The organism is Dyadobacter arcticus (assembly GCF_011762185.1).
In the GTDB taxonomy this organism is placed as follows: Bacteria; Bacteroidota; Bacteroidia; order Cytophagales; family Spirosomataceae; genus Dyadobacter; species Dyadobacter arcticus.
In genome coordinates, this window is record NZ_JAASQJ010000006.1 from 238,980 (window position 1) to 254,365 (window position 15,386).

Below are 15,386 nucleotides of genomic sequence, written 5' to 3' on the forward strand. Positions count from 1 at the left end.
TCATGAGGACAGCTTTTTTCGTTTTATTATAGCACACCACATTCGCTACGAATACATTATCTTCACATTATCAATCAAACAGATACAAGGCCATTGCACGTTTTACTCTTTAAAAGGCGTTAGCTGTAATTGTATATTGCTTGTTCACTATGCCAACGTTCCGCGATCCTTCTTTTCTGAAATCAGTTAAGGGCAAAGTCCTCCTCGGATTTTTCATAACCACATTGGCGCTCGGCGCTTCCTGGGCGATAAGCAAACTTGCTTTCAATGAAATGCTTACAAAACTGGATGTTTTGTCAACCCCCAACGATAAATTAAGGCTTGTCAACAAGATCTTTAAGAATATTCTCCAACTGGATCAGCTCCAAAATAGTCGCACGGTGAAGGGAGAGGAGCAAAACGACCAGGTATTGGCGCAATCGGCACAACTAATAGCAAGCCTTGACTCGCTAAGCGATCTCAGTGTAGACGACGAGTTGCAGCTTATCCGCATCGATTCGATGAAAACCATTCTTAAAGAAAGAGAAAAGATATACGGAAACTATGTGAAAGTCCGCTCCAAGCTTGTCAACAATAAAGATCTGGAAGATGAGGTAAAATCGATATCGGGACTTATCACAACCAATAAACTCAAACCGGACAGCACAGTTGTTAAAACAGAGAAAAGAACCACTACAACCACCGTCTACACAGAGTTGCCCGATTCTTCACAAAAAGCAACTGTGAAAAAAGGCTTTTTTAACCGGGTTTTTAAAAATTCAAAAAAAGAAAAGATAGCACCGGTCGAACCTTCGAAAGTTGTACAGAAGCAAGAGGTTAATATTCAGGTCGATACCATTACGGTTGCCCAGGAAGACAGTACCATTGAAAAAGTGGGAGAGGCTGTCCACGCAATTGAGAAATCGCAAAAGATCCGGACGACCAGTTTTGTAGACCGGGAACAGGAACTCGCCATTGCCGGAAACTCACTGGTAACGCAGCTGCTGGATGTGATGCAGGAAGTAGAGGGACAGGTTTTGAAGCAATCTGCTGAAGATAGCGACGCTGCCAAAATTTCTGCAAAGCAGAATGTTGAAAAGCTGGAATGGGTTATGCTCGGCTTCTTTTTCCTAACTGCATTACTTGCTTACTTTATTTCCACAGACATTACCAGAAGCAATCGGTATCGGAGCGAGCTGGAAGATGCGAAGGAAGAGGCCGAGTATCACAGTATGGCCAAACAGCGGTTTTTATCAAATATGAGCCATGAGATCCGGACGCCGCTGCAATCCATTATTGGCTACACGGAAGCGCTCAAAAAAGATGAAAAGCCAAAAAAACAGGATCTGGAAACATTGCATTCAGCCTCTGAACATTTGCTCTATCTGGTGAATGAGGTACTTGATTACAGCAGGATTATCTCGGACAGGTTTACTTTTGAGGACCGGGTTTTTGCTATCAATCCATTATTGAACGAAGTAATCCAGGTATTACGGCCTACGGCAATCTCCAAAGGGCTGATTCTAAGACTGGAAAATTCACTTCCGGCCAACTTATATCTGAATGGTGATCCATTCCGTTTGCGCCAGGTTTTGTACAATCTGCTAACCAATTCGATCAAGTTTACCGACAATGGAGAAGTTTTCCTGAAAGTGTTCGGTGTTGACTTTGGCAACGAAATACAGATAGAATACCACATATCCGATACCGGTATCGGATTATCGCCTGACCAAATACAAAGGATATTCAAACAGTTTGAGCAGGCCGATTCTTCCATTTCCCGGCGCTATGGCGGTACCGGCCTTGGCCTGAGCATTGTAAAGGCCCTTGTGGAGGGAATGAACGGCACAATCAAGGTGAAGAGCTTGCCGGGACAGGGCACGACTTTTGCGGTTACAACCAGCATGGAAAAAGCTGAAACGCCAGAGATAGCGGAGGAAACACTGGAAAGGAGTTACAACATCACCGGAAAAGTGTGGCTGGTGGATGATGACGCTTTTATTCTGAAATGGTGTTCGTCGGTTCTGCAAATGAATGGGATACCACACACATCGTTCTCCTCAGCGGAAGAAGTCCTGAGCAGACCGTGGGATGACCAGGTCAAATTTGTGCTGACTGACATGCGCATGTCGGGGATGAATGGTGCCGAAATGTGCAACCGTCTTCGCAAGTCTGTCCCAGAAGACACTAAATTCTTTGTCCTGACCGCACAAGCGCTGCCGGAAGAGCGGGATAACCTTTTAGACATGGGGTTTGATGGTTATTTGATGAAACCATTCCATTCGAAGGAATTGCTTGAATTACTCGAATCTTCGTCTGTGCCTCTCATCGAAACCCTTTCGCCACCCGAAGAGGAAATTGACTTTACTACATTAAATGAAATGACATTTGGCGATGAAAGCCTTTTAAAGGAGATTTTGGACCAGTTTGTAAAAGACTCACGGAAGGATATAAACGCATTGCAATACCATATCAAAAACCACGAACTTAACGCCGTTGAGGAGCTGATGCACAGGATGGCAGGAAGAACGGGCCAGATTGGCGCAAAGGAGCTTTCTGCCAGGTTCAGGCATTATGAGATCGCTCTCAGGGAAACGCCGGCACAAGTTTCTTTGGAGGAGATGAAAAATGTGATTGAAAACGCCCGGCTAATTATCGAACAGGTACAGGAAAGGGCACTCGCCTACTCAATGTGATATTTTTCAATTTTGTAGTAAAGTGTTTTTCTGTCAATGTTAAGCAGTTTTGCAGCCTTACTCTTGTTGTAACGTACTTCTTGTAACACTTTTTCTATCATTTCTTTTTCATGCGTTTCCTGCAACGCTTTCAAATCCGAACCCGCAGGTTTCTGCTGATCCTCCATGGATGTGATCATTTCGGCAGGTAGTGCGCTTGAATTCGCAATTTCCTCTTTTGACAGCAGCACAAGCCTTTTAATCACATTATTAAGCTCGCGCAGGTTACCAGGCCAGTCGTATTTTTGAAAAACATCCATCACTTCTTTGGACAATTCCCTCACATTCCGATCCAATTCCTGATTTGCCTTATCTACGAAATACTGGATGAAAATTCCCAGATCCTCGCCTCTCTTTCTCAGCGGCGGTACTTCAATTTTAAATTCGTTCAGCCGGAAATAAAGGTCTTCCCTAAAATCGCCGGTAGCCGCATTCGCCATCAAGTCCTCATTGGTAGCCGCAATAATCCTCACATCCACTTTCACTTGCTGCGTTGCGCCAATAGGTACGATAATACGCTCCTGCAATGCCCTGAGCAGCTTTATTTGTACGTCGTATCCCAAATTCCCTATTTCATCCAGAAAGATGGTACCGCCATCGGCTGCTTCAAACTGCCCCATTTTATCCATTAAAGCTCCCGTAAATGATCCTTTTTTATGACCAAAAAGCTCGCTCGCAGCTAGGTCTTTTGATAATGATCCACAATCAATTGCGACAAATGGCCCGTTTGCGCGCTTACTGAGCTTGTGAATGGATTTGGCAACGTGTTCCTTCCCAGTACCGCTTTCGCCTTGGATAATCACCGACATATCGGTTGGTGCAACAAGCCTTACGTATTCATAGAGTTGTTTGGAAATTTTGCTTTTGCCCTCAATATAATCCAGTGATTGCTTATCTGTTTTGACACTGGTTTTTGTTTTTACAGCCGTTTTGATGCCTGTTGCGTCCCCTTTGCTAAGTGCTTCTCTTAAAACCATCAATAGCTCTTCGGGGTTGACCGGCTTGGTGATATAGTCAAAAGCGCCGATCTGCATGGCGGTTACGGCGGTGCGTACGTCGTGGAAAGATGTCATAATAAAAGCAGCCGTCCGGTTACCTTCGCTGCGAAGCGTTTTGAGGAAATCGACAGAGTTACCGTCCGGCAATCTGTAATCAAGCATTAACACTTCAAATGGTCTGTCCGGATTGTGGCTAAGGGCTTCTTTCGCCTCTTTCAGATTAGAACAAACCTTTATCTGGTGCCCATGTTTCCCCAAAAAATTGGAAAGCAGCTTAGAAAATGTGGTATCGTCTTCTACGAGGAGCAGTTGAGCCATGGGGTCTGAAAGAAATCGGGAAATAAATATTTACTAACGAGCAGGTAAATGTAAAATTATAAAAGCAAAAGCCAAAAGCCGGAGAAATCTCCGGCTTTTAAGGTTGCGAAAACCAAGATTTTTCAGCGCAGATCCTAGTCAAGTTTCTTTCCGTACTTATCCAGGTTTAAGGTCGTTGATTCCTCTCCTTTTTTGATATTGACTTCATAATACTGCGCATTATTCTCCCTGATGACCAGAAAAGCGCTGCTCACTTTCCACTCGGGATATTCCGCAGCAAGTGTTGATTTTAATGCTTCGGGCAAATCCTCCGGTCTTACCGCAACCTTGTCTGCATCATTATATTGGCTGATAAGATATGCTTGCAATGGCTTCGCTGAGAGTGCCGAACCGGTTAAGGCTAATAAAGCGATTGCCAGAATTGTACGTTTCATAAGTTTGATATGGATGGTAAGCTGACTCTAAGTTATATCAAACATCAGAATTTTACTAAGTTAATACCTCAATTAACGATAGGATATCGATGCACCTCAAAAAAATTCAAAATTTTTTTGATTTATATTTCGGCAACGAAACATTATCCATTATATTTGAATTAAAATAGTTGCGAATATTTTTGTCGTACAATTGCTACAAATCAACATATATTTTACACTATACATCCATTGAGTTAACTTCCCCTATCGCATTTTTGCTCAACGTTATTTGATATATGTTATCGGTTAGTCTGAAAGCATTTAGAGTCTAGAAATAGGCTCTTTTTGTTTTTTTAATGCCTTCTGCAAATCAAAAAAGCCATTTTTCTTTTCATTTCTGATCTAAAGCAAAAATAAGGTCGTAGGTCTCATCAAATAATCTTTTCGACGAACGAGAAGAGACTTAGTAACCACTATTGCTATGAACAGATTAGTAAAATCAAAGAACAATTCCGGTAAAGAGGATGGGGAAATCACGTCAGTCGTTAACAGACGTTTGTTTTTGCGCTCCGCCGGACTGGCTACATCCCTGGGAACCATTGTCATAAGTGCTGCTTGCAACGATGATGATCCCGATCCAATGATTCCAGGAACAGGTGACGCAGTTGATCTGGGTTCAGGTGACATTGGGGTTTTAAACTATGCATACGCTCTTGAACAATTAGAAGCTGCATTTTATACTCAGGTTATCGCAACGCCATACGCAGGTATTACAGATGCAGAAAGGGCAATCCTTACTGACATTCGTGACCACGAAGTAATTCACCGCGATTTTTTCAAGGCTGCATTGGGAGATAAGGCGATCAAAGGTCTCACCCCAAATTTCGCTACCATTGACTTCACAAAAAGAGATGCAGTATTAGGCGCAGCTAAACTATTTGAAGACACTGGTGTTGCTGCGTACAATGGTGCAGGCAAGCTTCTTAAAGATGGTGGCTACTTGCTGCTTGCCGGAAAAATTGTTTCGGTTGAAGCCCGTCACGCTTCTGTTATCCGTGACCTTATTAATCCAAAATCAGCTGATTTTGCCGGAGACGACATTTTAGACGCCAATGGTATGGACAAAGCTGTTGCACCTGCCGATATCCTTGCAGCTGTAAAGGGTTATGTAACGGATTCTATCACAGGAGCCAATGTGGGTAAATAATTTCAACATTAATCTGAATTAGAAACAATGGATATTTTCAAAATAATAGATGATTTTCAAAGAATTGATGGGGACGCACTAGGACGTATGGAATTTGCAACCCGCCGTCATTTCATGAACAGAATAGGGAGTAAGGTTGCACAGGTTGCGGTTCCTACTTTCTTTGCTTCGGTCGTTAACAAGGCATTTGCACAATCAGCAGCAGCTATTGACGTACTTAACTACGCATTGACGCTTGAATACCTGGAAGATGAATTCTATAAAGCAGGTAACGCGGCAGCCAATTTGATCCCTGCATCGGATAAGGTGATTTTCACGCAGATAGGTAAGCACGAAACGCAGCACGTTGCATTTCTTGTGAAAGCACTGGGTGCAAAAGCAATCGCTAAGCCTACTTTTGACTTCAAATATGGTGGCGCATTCGCTGATGTATTTACAAATTATAAAACATTTGTGACTGTTTCGAGCGCATTAGAAGATACCGGCGTAAGAGCTTATAAAGGACAAGCTGGCGCATTACTGGCTGATCCTCAGATTCTTGAATATGCATTGCAAGTTCACTCTGTGGAAGCGCGCCATGCTGCAATGACCCGTAGACTAGCTGCTACTGTAACTGCTAACCCAGCTATGAAAGGTTGGATTACCGGCAAAGAAGGTGCAGTTCCTGCGATTTATGCAGGAGAAGAAAATATGATGCAGGGTGGTAAAGACCTTAAAGGTCTGGCATCGAAAAGCGATGCTGCTGTCACCGAAGCATTCGACGAGCCTTTGACGAAAGAAGCGGTACTTGCAATTGCAGGACCATTCATCAAAGCATAATAGCATTATTGTAAATTCTCCCTGTTGAACGTATACATACACTTTTTTAAGTGAGCGTAATGTTCTGAGTGTTGTACACACTATTCTGTAAATCACAAGAGGTTGCCTTTCCGGCAACCTCTTTTTTTGTCCCAAATTTTTCAGAAGGCAGGATCAATGGGTGGTTAACAAATATCGTTTATGTAAATTTGACACTCATGTTACACCTATTTTCCGCAACCTGCTAATGAGGCCCGCCCTGAACAGAAGAGTTTTTCTAAAACATAGCGGCATGGCCGCAATAGGTACCGTAATCAGCAGCAATATTGCTTTTGCTAACAAAATCCCGGACAATTATTTGCCAAGGCTTTTGGATGAGGGCGATGCTTTAAAAGGGAAAAGCACGGAAATGATCGTTCAGGGAGATAAGCCGTGGAATGTAGAATCGCCGGTCCATTTGCTGGACGATAAGATCACGCCTGTTGAGAAAATGTTTATTCGTAACAACGGCCTGGTTCCTGAAAAAATCGACACAAACACCTGGACTCTGACCATCGACGGCGAATCGGTGAATGAATCTAAAACCTACACCCTTGCCGATTTAAAAAAACGCTTCAAACATTATACTTACCAACTTGTCCTTGAATGTGGTGGAAATGGCCGGTCGGGTTTTCAGCCCCAGGCTTCCGGAAATCAGTGGGGGCAGGGTGCTGTGCACTGCGCGTCATGGACGGGCGTTCGCCTGAAAGACGTTCTGGCGGAAGTAGGTGTGAAAGGCGATGCCGTTTACATTGGCTATCACAGCAAAGATTTACACCTAAGCAAGGATCCTAAAAAAGAATCCATTTCGCGAGGCGTTCCTATTGCAAAGGCAATGGAAGATGAAACCCTGCTCGCCTGGGAATTAAATGGCAAACAACTTCCTGAATTTCATGGTTATCCTTTGAGATTGGTTATTGGAGGCTGGCCTGCTTCCGTGTCCGGAAAATGGCTTAGCGGGATATCGGTTAGAAATAAGGTTCATGATGGTGCTAAAATGGATGGGCACAGTTACAAAATGCCAAAAAATCCGGTAGCGCCCGGAGAAGACGTCCCACAGACCGATCAATATTTTAAGATTATTGAATCCATGCCTGTCAAATCCCTGATTACTTATCCCAAATCCGGGGCAATGATTGCTCCGGAAACAGAATTGGCTTTACGTGGCCACGCATGGGCGGGAGATCTGGCTGTTAAAAAAATTGAAGTTTCCATCGATTATGGCGCAACCTGGAAGGAATGCAAACTGGAAGCGCCGGCCAATCGGCTTGCGTGGCAGCATTGGAATACAAAAATGAAATTTCCTGCCAAAGGCTATTATGAAGTTTGGGTCCGTGCGACGGATGCAAAAGGCAATGCGCAGCCCATGGTAACGCCTGCCTGGAATCCGGGCGGATATTTGAACAATTCCTGCGAAAGGATCGCTGTTAAAGTAGGTTAATATGAAGGATACCATGAAGATATTAATACTTGTGTCGCTGGGAGTTTGCTTGATGTCGAATGTTATGACCAAAAATTCTATTAACGCTCCTTCAAAATCTTTTTCGATTGTCGCTGATACATTAAAGATAGACGCTGAAACCGGCCTCATTTCAGATCCTAACCTCTTAATGGTGAAAGCTCAATGTATCAGCTGCCATTCATCCAAACTGATTATCCAAAACCGCTTTACGAGAGATGGATGGAAACAGAAAATACGGTGGATGCAGGCTAAGCATAACCTTTGGGATTTGGGCGAAACAGAGAAACAAGTGCTGGATTACCTCGAAAAAAATTATAGCCCTACCGTTGGCATTGCCAGGAGAGCGCCTTTGAAAAACATTAAGTGGTACAAGTTGGATCAGAAATGAGTTGTGTGAAGACTTACAGTACCATTTTTGCCATTATTTTCCTTTGGTTGCCGATAACTGTTGGATCAGCAAACACGCCATTCGACTTAAACTACCAGATCCCGGTCAGTAGCGTTTTGCCTGATGTGTTAAGAGCCGAGGTAATCGGGATTCAGGACGGAGATACAATCGAACTGAAGTTTCTGTTTTCAGGGAAAAAAGCAGGTCATCGCATGGGCAAGCCCTTACGGATCAGGTTGCTTCATGTCAATTGTCCCGAACGCGGCCGCTCGTTTTACAAAGTGGCTAAACAATTTGCCAGTCAAAAATGCTTCCGACGGATTGTCCGGATCAAACATGCTGGAAATTTTGATAAATACGGGAGGTTACTCGGTGAGGTCGTTCTCCCAGACGGGAACATATTGAATAAAGAACTTGTAAAGAATGGCTTGGCTGTTCATTTCAAAAAGTACTCCAATAACATAGAATATTCCAATTTAGAGATCGTCGCGAGGAGGCAGAGAAAAGGAATGTGGAGCCAGTCAGGAATATTCCTGGGTAAGTCATAATGATTAGAACAATGAACAATTCTGCTGCATTTTTTCAAATCCTTTACCAAAATGAGACGCTGTTTCAATTGGCAGAGCCTGTCATAAAGGAATTGGAAGAAACGCATGTTAAAACGCCGGAATTTGCCGGAGAGAATGAAAAACTACTTCAACCGGCTGCTGCTGTTTTGGAAGTACAGCGTAAACCTGATGTCACCCCAAGCCGTCCTGAGGTAGTTCCAAATATTGCACAGCAAGTTTTCCCAACTTTAAAACATAAGGTACTTATCCTGCTGGATGAGCCGAAACAGCAGGGGATGCTTGTTTCTGAAGCTTTGTTTCTCGACAACATTCTTAAAGCAGTTGGTCATGCTGTTGAAACTACTGATGTTTTAAATTTCAGTTTTTTACCTACCCAGGATGCGAGAAAAGTGCTTTCCGAAAAGAAAACCCATTTCTTCATCACCTTTGGGGTTCCGCTGATCCGGCTGCACCTTGACTTGTTACTAGCACCCTATACCCCTAAGCTTGTCGATGGAATATGGTTTCTGTTAACCGATCCGTTGGTGGTAATTGAAGCAGACCGTAATCTCAAGAAAAAACTCTGGCAAGCATTACAGAAGATGTTTGAAATGTCCTAATTCAGAGCGCGTTACGTTTTTTAGTAGCCGATCGTCACAATAATGTAGTTATGTTCCCTGTTTTCATGGATAATCGCAGGCTAACCCATGAAATCCTATGGCCAAATTGACAGAATTTATTGCCAGCCTATTTCGTCCAAAACAATCAGACGAAGACCAATACTATGATGATGAGGCTGTTGAGACGCCGGAACATTTTGTTCCTTCTACCCAAATTACCCCTCACGTACTCCCAGCTGCCTTCAACGAAAATCTGCCAATTTCTGCTCGGATAGCCGAGCAGCAGCCTGTTCCTGAAACCCAGGAAAATGCCAAAATTGAAATCATGATTCCCTACTGGTTGGAAGACGAAGATACGCTTCGCGACGAGGGCGTTCTTTTTGGTCTTTCAGAATCTGACCCGAACGAGAAAACGGACATCATCCAGAAGTATTTTTCCAATCTTGCAGCCGGCCACATTGCAAACGTTGAAGAGCAAAATGAAAGGATCCAGGAACTAAACCTCTTTATTGGCCAAAAAAACAACCGCATTGAGGAATTGCAGGAAAAGCTAAAAAATCCTGCAAGCCGCACTGAACAGGAGCATCATTTACCCCGAACGCTCATTGGCATTACCCTCTGCATTGCCATGTGCATAGGAAATTTCTTCTTGATAAGGGAATCATTAAAACCCGTATTCAACGACAATTCGTGGATTGCGCTTGGCGTCTTTCTGGCTGGTATGTTCAGCTTATTTGGCCGGATCTCGCTTTTTCATGATACCGAATCACGGGTTACCTGGAAGGCCTTATTGGAAGAAGTAGGTTTACCTTTTGCGACAGCCTTATTTGTATTCGCTAATGTCATTACGTATCAAACCTGGTGGCAGGCATTTGCGCTTTTCATTTTTGTCTTCTTCCTCTTCCTTTTTGCAGGCAAACTTTTACTTAGTAATATCACGGTTCTGCGAAACGACCTGCAATCCTGGTTCAATATCAGGAAGGATCAACAGGATTTTACCGATAACAACTTCAATTGGGAGTCTGAATGCCAGAGCCTGCAGAGTGAAATTGATGAATTAAGGGTCAAAAAATGGCAAATATTACGCGAACAAAGCGGCTCAGAAACCGAGCGTGACCGCCTTTATGCCAAAAGAGATATGCTTATCAAACTTTTCGAAAGTGAGTTCTATCTGGCCAGAAGGATGAAAAATGAGCTTACAACACGCCAGCTGAACCTGATCCAAAGGGGTAGCAAATAACCTTTCATTTTGACTGCGACACATCCAATGGCGCGGTTTTTACAATATTTTACATCGATCAACCAAAAAAAGAGGTCATGAACGAGCAAACTCCAAACGAAAGCGGTGATTACCAACGGGGTTATACCAGAGGAATCGAGGGAATCGACCGCGAAGTATACGAATCATTTTTGTCCAGCGACGTAAACCACGACTGGATTCAGGAAAGGCTTAACTCGAAAAGAGAAGAGCTTATTACATTGAAAAGCAAAGTTCAGGAAGCGACACAGCAGCATAAAATTGCTTATGATAAGCTGCAGAATGAGGTCATGGGGCTCAATAATGCCGCCGGGCAAATGCGGAACCTGGAAACTTCTGTCACCGACATCGATATAGAAGCGGGACAGCTTAAAGAAAGGCGGTTAGCAAAGGCTCCTTCCTATTCTTTGATCGCGGGATTGATTTTCCTGGCTGCAGGTATTTCCTTTATCGCAGGTGACTTGATTATTTCCCATGAAATTGTGGCTTATGCACTTAATATCCGGAATAGCAATGAAGCGTGGGCATTTGCGATTGGTTTAGCAATGTTATCCATCCTGTTGAAACCAGCATACGACCGTTTGGTTGAGGAACCCTATCATAAGGATGAGTCCCCAAAAGCAAGATCTCGATATGCAGGCTTTAAGCTGACTTTGTCCATCTTTGCGATTGTTACCCTGATCATCCTCGGCTGGTTCAGGTATGAAGCTTACAGGACAGATAAACTGAAAGAGGCCATCAATAAGTCGGTGAAAAATCTTCAGCTGAATGCGGTTGATCCATTGACAGGTGCGCCAATCAACAGCCCGGAGCTTACCAATAAAATTGAGGAAGCATTGCGGAACTCTGACCAACTTAACCTGGATCTTGTCAACAGCCCTTGGGCGTTACTTTCCTTCGTTTTAAGTGGGGTACTATTTGCTATTGCCGGTGCAGTTTCATTGGGGATGGCGCTTCCCGTTTTGCAGGGCTTTTGGTACCGATGGCTGCAGATTGATCCGAAGCTGGGAAGGTTAAGACGCAGAAGAAAGCGCATTCTGAAACAAATTGAGGCTTTACAACCTTCACTTACTCAGCATATGACGCAAAAAAGCATTTTCGAAAACGACATTGCTGTCATGCCAAAGCTTGAAGAACTTCGGGAAGAAGAAGCCTCGATCAAGGCTGAGATCGATACATTGGAAAATGAACGTAAGCAAACTTTGACAGATAGCCGAATTCAATCCTTTGGAGATGGATATGCACATGGAAAGGTCAGTAGGGATGTCATGAGCGAAGAAGAATATGATTCCTGGCGCGATAGTCATCTGACCGTTTCCAATTTGGCTTTGAGAGCGCGCTCCAATGCTACTGCTGATCGGGCAGTTCCAAGGACTAAGAGTTCGGGAATGCGCCCGCATCAGGCGATCCGGAAGGCAATTACTGATCGTTTTGACGAAAACAATTCATAGTTTCTTAAATTGGGGGGCTGATTTCACCATTTATGATTGAAACCCCCCGATTGAGACTAGTACCCTGCGATGATACGCTTTATGATGCGATCCGCATGGGAAATAATACGCTGGCACGCGTTATGGGCGTCAATGTCCCTAAGAAGTGGACTGAATTTCGCGACACGTTTACTCCCTCCTATCACCGCTGGAAAGCCCACCCTCCCCTTAGAGACTGGTGGGTTTATCTTGTTATATACCTTCCTGATAATCAATTGATCGGATCCTGCGGGTACAAGGGCGAGCCGGATGCAAACGGAATGGTAGAAATCGGTTACGAGATCATGCCTACACATCGTACCATTGGCCTCGGCACAGAAGCCGCAAAAGGGCTTCTTGATCATGCATTTACGCATAACATTGTCAGGAAAGTCTCAGCACATACCCTTGCAGAAGAGAATGCCTCTGCCCGTATCCTTGAAAAAATCGGTTTTGCACAGATTGAGGACGTGAATGATCCCGAAGAAGGGTTATTGTGGCGATGGGAAATTGTCAAAAAATAATTGTACTGAATTAATAAAATTTTGTCTTAATTGTTTAAATTGATTTTCTGAAAGCAACATTCCGTACCCTTGTCACTGTAAATGATGGTCGCAATATCAAAGGATTCTTATCCATGGCTTAAAAACTATCCGGAAGGCATACCGTATGAAATTAATCCGGATGCCTACGCTTCTCTTCTGGAAATGATGGAGATCAGTTTCAAAGAGAATGGGGAAAAGCCTGCCTATACGAACATGGGCACGGAAATCACTTTCGGAAAATTGGATATTCTTTCCAGAAATTTTGCTGCTTATTTACAAAGCATTGGTTTGCAGCAAGGTGATCGCATTGCGATTCAAATGCCCAATCTGCTTCAATATCCGGTTGCTATGATGGGAGCGCTTCGCGCAGGATTAATAATCGTTAACACAAATCCGCTCTACACACCGAGGGAAATGCAGCATCAGTTTAAGGATTCCGGTGCGAAGGCCATTGTCATCCTTGCCAACTTTGCTGCGAATCTTGAAAAGATCATTGCTAACACCAACATTCAGCATATCATCATCAGTGAAATCGGGGATTTGCTTGGCTTTCCTAAAAAGCTTGTCGTGAATGCGGTAGTCAAATACGTCAAAAAGCTGGTACCTCCCTTTCACATAAGTAAAGCTACCAGTTTTGCAACTGCGTTGTCAATTGGTTCAGGACTTACCTATAAACGTCCGCATGTGTCCGGCTTGGACTTGGCTTTTATTCAATATACAGGAGGAACAACTGGTGTATCAAAAGGAGCAATGCTTACGCACAGGAACCTCATTGCGAATGTAGAAGGGACGAATGAATGGCTAATGTCGAAAATGAAAAATGCAAAAACATCTGGCCAGCTTACACTGATCGCAGCTTTACCGTTATACCATGTGTTTGCATTGACTATCAATGCATTATGCGGGGTCAGGTGGGGTGGCCTCAACGTACTGATTACCAATCCTAAGGACATGCCGGCATTTGTGAAAGAGCTGAAAAAATTCCGTTTCAATATTTTTACGGGCCTGAATACGCTGTTCAATGGGTTGTTAAATAATCCTGATTTTGCGAGCATCGACTTCGAAGACCTCAAAATCACGATAGCGGGTGGCATGGCATTACAAAAAATCGTTGCGGAACGCTGGGAAAAAGTGACTGGTTGTCCATTGGTAGAAGGATATGGATTATCGGAAACTGCACCGGTTTTATCGGTTAACCCGCTCGATGGCCATCATAAAGGCGGCACCATCGGACTGCCTTTTCCAAGCACGGAAATGCGCATATTGCTCGATGACGAAACCTGGGCGGCTGTTGGTGAAAAGGGTGAAATATGTGCAAAAGGCCCGCAAATTATGCTAGGCTACTACAACCGCCCGGATGAAACTGCCAAGGTTTTCCTGGAAGACGCGAGCGGCAGATGGTTCAAAACTGGAGACATTGGAATAGAAGATACAGATGGATTTTTCAAGATCGTCGACCGAAAGAAAGATATGATCCTGGTTTCCGGTTTCAATGTTTATCCCAATGAAGTGGAGGACGTTGTAGCGCAATGTCCGGGCGTTATGGAAGTGGCTTGCGTTGGCATTCCAGATGAGAAATCAGGAGAGATGGTGAAAATATATGTAGTGAAGAAAGACCCGGAACTTACCGAAGAAAAGATCAGGGCTTTTTGCAAAGAAAACCTCACAGCTTATAAATGTCCGAAGAAAATTGAGTTCCGGGCCGAATTGCCTAAAACCAATGTGGGTAAGATTTTAAGGCGTGCACTTCGCGAGGAAGAAATGGCGAAAGTTGGCCATTAAGGGAAAACTGGTATCAGGTTTATGTATATTTAGGCAAACAAGTTCTCAACCTTGAAAGCCAAAATATATGAATTTACACCGGAAAACACTGGTCTTATTGCATGGCCATGGCGTGGATGATACCATCTGGGATAGTGTAGATGCCGCTCTGAACGAGTACTTTACCATTGTAAGACCTAATATTTCGCTATTCACTTTTTGTCAGTCCGTGGAGGATTATGCTGATGAACTTCACCGGCTTCTGACCAACACCACGATCACCAAATGCACATTGATCGGGCATTCGATGGGCGGTTACATTGCCCTCGCATTTGCCGAAAAGTATCCCGATATGCTCGAAGGTTTTGGCTTATTTCACTCCACTGCCTTTGCGGATGATGAGTCGAAAAAACAGCAGCGAAATAAAATGGCGGATCTGCTAAGAAATCACGGGTCAGCCTCTTTCATAAAGAACTCCGCCCCCAATATGTTCGGTGATCGGTACAAAGAACTCTATCCCGAAAATGTCAATGCGCACATTTCAACTTTTGGAAAGCTTCCTGCTGATGCACTCATTGCGGGTATGATCGCAATGCGCAACCGCCCCGACCGGACGGCTGTTTTAACTTCACTGCCATTTCCAGTCTTATTTATTATCGGGATGCAGGACAAACTGATTCCATTCGAAAGTGTAATTAGCTTGTCGGATTACCCCAAGCAAAGCTATCCGTTTATTCTTGCAGAAGCTGGACATTTAGGCATGGTGGAGCGACCGGATGCAACCGCCCGGATGATCAACTGGTATATGAGTAAAATTTAACTAATAATTAATCATCGAAAACTGG

General features: G+C 43.8%; 14 protein-coding genes. 12 read left to right on the forward strand and 2 right to left on the reverse strand.

Going from position 1 to position 15,386, the window contains the following annotated elements:
- Window positions 1-149: 149 nt before the first annotated feature.
- Window positions 150-2,675 carry a hybrid sensor histidine kinase/response regulator gene (locus tag FHS68_RS24665; RefSeq protein ID WP_167276412.1) on the forward strand — a complete coding sequence of 842 codons (2,526 nt, stop codon included), beginning with the start codon at window positions 150-152 and terminating at the stop codon, window positions 2,673-2,675.
- On the opposite strand, the gene FHS68_RS24670 is transcribed toward FHS68_RS24665, so the two are convergent.
- Both FHS68_RS24670 and FHS68_RS24675 read right to left on the reverse strand, forming a co-directional pair.
- On the reverse strand, window positions 2,663-4,030 hold the full coding sequence (locus FHS68_RS24670; protein ID WP_167276414.1) for a sigma-54-dependent transcriptional regulator: 1,368 nt from the start codon (window positions 4,028-4,030) through the stop codon (window positions 2,663-2,665). The two genes, FHS68_RS24665 and FHS68_RS24670, sit on opposite strands and share 13 nt — an antisense overlap.
- A 134-nt stretch (window positions 4,031-4,164) precedes the next feature.
- Complete coding sequence (locus tag FHS68_RS24675; protein ID WP_167276417.1) at window positions 4,165-4,464, reverse strand: PepSY-associated transmembrane domain-containing protein; 300 nt, start codon at window positions 4,462-4,464, stop codon at window positions 4,165-4,167.
- Between the two features lie 463 nt (window positions 4,465-4,927).
- On the opposite strand from FHS68_RS24675, the gene FHS68_RS24680 reads away from it, so the two are divergent.
- From FHS68_RS24680 to FHS68_RS24730, 11 genes are all read left to right on the forward strand, one after another.
- On the forward strand, window positions 4,928-5,653 hold the full coding sequence (locus tag FHS68_RS24680; RefSeq protein WP_167276420.1) for a ferritin-like domain-containing protein: 726 nt from the start codon (window positions 4,928-4,930) through the stop codon (window positions 5,651-5,653).
- 27 nt (window positions 5,654-5,680) lie between these two features.
- Entirely contained in the window at window positions 5,681-6,472 is a 792-nt protein-coding gene (locus tag FHS68_RS24685; RefSeq protein ID WP_167276422.1) for a ferritin-like domain-containing protein, read from the forward strand.
- A 226-nt stretch (window positions 6,473-6,698) separates the two neighbouring features.
- Window positions 6,699-7,931 carry a sulfite oxidase gene (locus FHS68_RS24690; protein ID WP_167276425.1) on the forward strand — a complete coding sequence of 411 codons (1,233 nt, stop codon included), beginning with the start codon at window positions 6,699-6,701 and terminating at the stop codon, window positions 7,929-7,931.
- Window positions 7,932-7,983: 52 nt separating this feature from the next.
- The gene (locus tag FHS68_RS24695; RefSeq protein WP_374757534.1) at window positions 7,984-8,340 is read left to right on the forward strand and encodes a hypothetical protein; all 357 of its coding nucleotides are present in this window, start codon (window positions 7,984-7,986) and stop codon (window positions 8,338-8,340) included.
- Between the two features lie 5 nt (window positions 8,341-8,345).
- Window positions 8,346-8,888, forward strand: a complete 543-nt coding sequence (locus FHS68_RS24700; RefSeq protein ID WP_310588644.1) for a thermonuclease family protein — start codon at window positions 8,346-8,348, stop codon at window positions 8,886-8,888.
- An 11-nt stretch (window positions 8,889-8,899) separates the two neighbouring features.
- Window positions 8,900-9,508, forward strand: a complete 609-nt coding sequence (locus FHS68_RS24705; protein ID WP_167276430.1) for a hypothetical protein — start codon at window positions 8,900-8,902, stop codon at window positions 9,506-9,508.
- Between the two features lie 97 nt (window positions 9,509-9,605).
- Window positions 9,606-10,748, forward strand: coding sequence for a hypothetical protein (locus tag FHS68_RS24710; protein WP_167276432.1), 1,143 nt, complete (start codon window positions 9,606-9,608; stop codon window positions 10,746-10,748).
- Window positions 10,749-10,825: 77 nt separating this feature from the next.
- On the forward strand, window positions 10,826-12,217 hold the full coding sequence (locus FHS68_RS24715) for a hypothetical protein (RefSeq protein ID WP_167276435.1): 1,392 nt from the start codon (window positions 10,826-10,828) through the stop codon (window positions 12,215-12,217).
- A gap of 50 nt (window positions 12,218-12,267) precedes the next feature.
- On the forward strand, window positions 12,268-12,759 hold the full coding sequence (locus FHS68_RS24720) for a GNAT family N-acetyltransferase (RefSeq protein WP_229212050.1): 492 nt from the start codon (window positions 12,268-12,270) through the stop codon (window positions 12,757-12,759).
- A gap of 84 nt (window positions 12,760-12,843) precedes the next feature.
- Window positions 12,844-14,562, forward strand: coding sequence for an AMP-binding protein (locus FHS68_RS24725; protein ID WP_167276515.1), 1,719 nt, complete (start codon window positions 12,844-12,846; stop codon window positions 14,560-14,562).
- A 67-nt stretch (window positions 14,563-14,629) separates the two neighbouring features.
- The gene (locus FHS68_RS24730) at window positions 14,630-15,361 is read left to right on the forward strand and encodes an alpha/beta fold hydrolase (RefSeq protein ID WP_167276439.1); all 732 of its coding nucleotides are present in this window, start codon (window positions 14,630-14,632) and stop codon (window positions 15,359-15,361) included.
- Window positions 15,362-15,386 lie beyond the last annotated feature (25 nt).

What these genes read in the sequence shown, in the direction of transcription:
- FHS68_RS24715 (WP_167276435.1), top strand. Translation starts at nt 10,826, where the DNA reads ATGAACGAGCAAACTCCAAACGAAAGCGGTGATTACCAACGGGGTTAT.
- FHS68_RS24685 (WP_167276422.1), top strand. Translation starts at nt 5,681, where the DNA reads ATGGATATTTTCAAAATAATAGATGATTTTCAAAGAATTGATGGGGAC.
- FHS68_RS24705 (WP_167276430.1), top strand. Translation starts at nt 8,900, where the DNA reads ATGAACAATTCTGCTGCATTTTTTCAAATCCTTTACCAAAATGAGACG.
- FHS68_RS24725 (WP_167276515.1), top strand. Translation starts at nt 12,844, where the DNA reads ATGGTCGCAATATCAAAGGATTCTTATCCATGGCTTAAAAACTATCCG.
- FHS68_RS24670 (WP_167276414.1), bottom strand. Translation starts at nt 4,030, where the DNA reads ATGGCTCAACTGCTCCTCGTAGAAGACGATACCACATTTTCTAAGCTG.
- FHS68_RS24730 (WP_167276439.1), top strand. Translation starts at nt 14,630, where the DNA reads ATGAATTTACACCGGAAAACACTGGTCTTATTGCATGGCCATGGCGTG.
- FHS68_RS24710 (WP_167276432.1), top strand. Translation starts at nt 9,606, where the DNA reads ATGGCCAAATTGACAGAATTTATTGCCAGCCTATTTCGTCCAAAACAA.
- FHS68_RS24675 (WP_167276417.1), bottom strand. Translation starts at nt 4,464, where the DNA reads ATGAAACGTACAATTCTGGCAATCGCTTTATTAGCCTTAACCGGTTCG.
- FHS68_RS24680 (WP_167276420.1), top strand. Translation starts at nt 4,928, where the DNA reads ATGAACAGATTAGTAAAATCAAAGAACAATTCCGGTAAAGAGGATGGG.
- FHS68_RS24695 (WP_374757534.1), top strand. Translation starts at nt 7,984, where the DNA reads ATGTCGAATGTTATGACCAAAAATTCTATTAACGCTCCTTCAAAATCT.
- FHS68_RS24665 (WP_167276412.1), top strand. Translation starts at nt 150, where the DNA reads ATGCCAACGTTCCGCGATCCTTCTTTTCTGAAATCAGTTAAGGGCAAA.
- FHS68_RS24690 (WP_167276425.1), top strand. Translation starts at nt 6,699, where the DNA reads ATGAGGCCCGCCCTGAACAGAAGAGTTTTTCTAAAACATAGCGGCATG.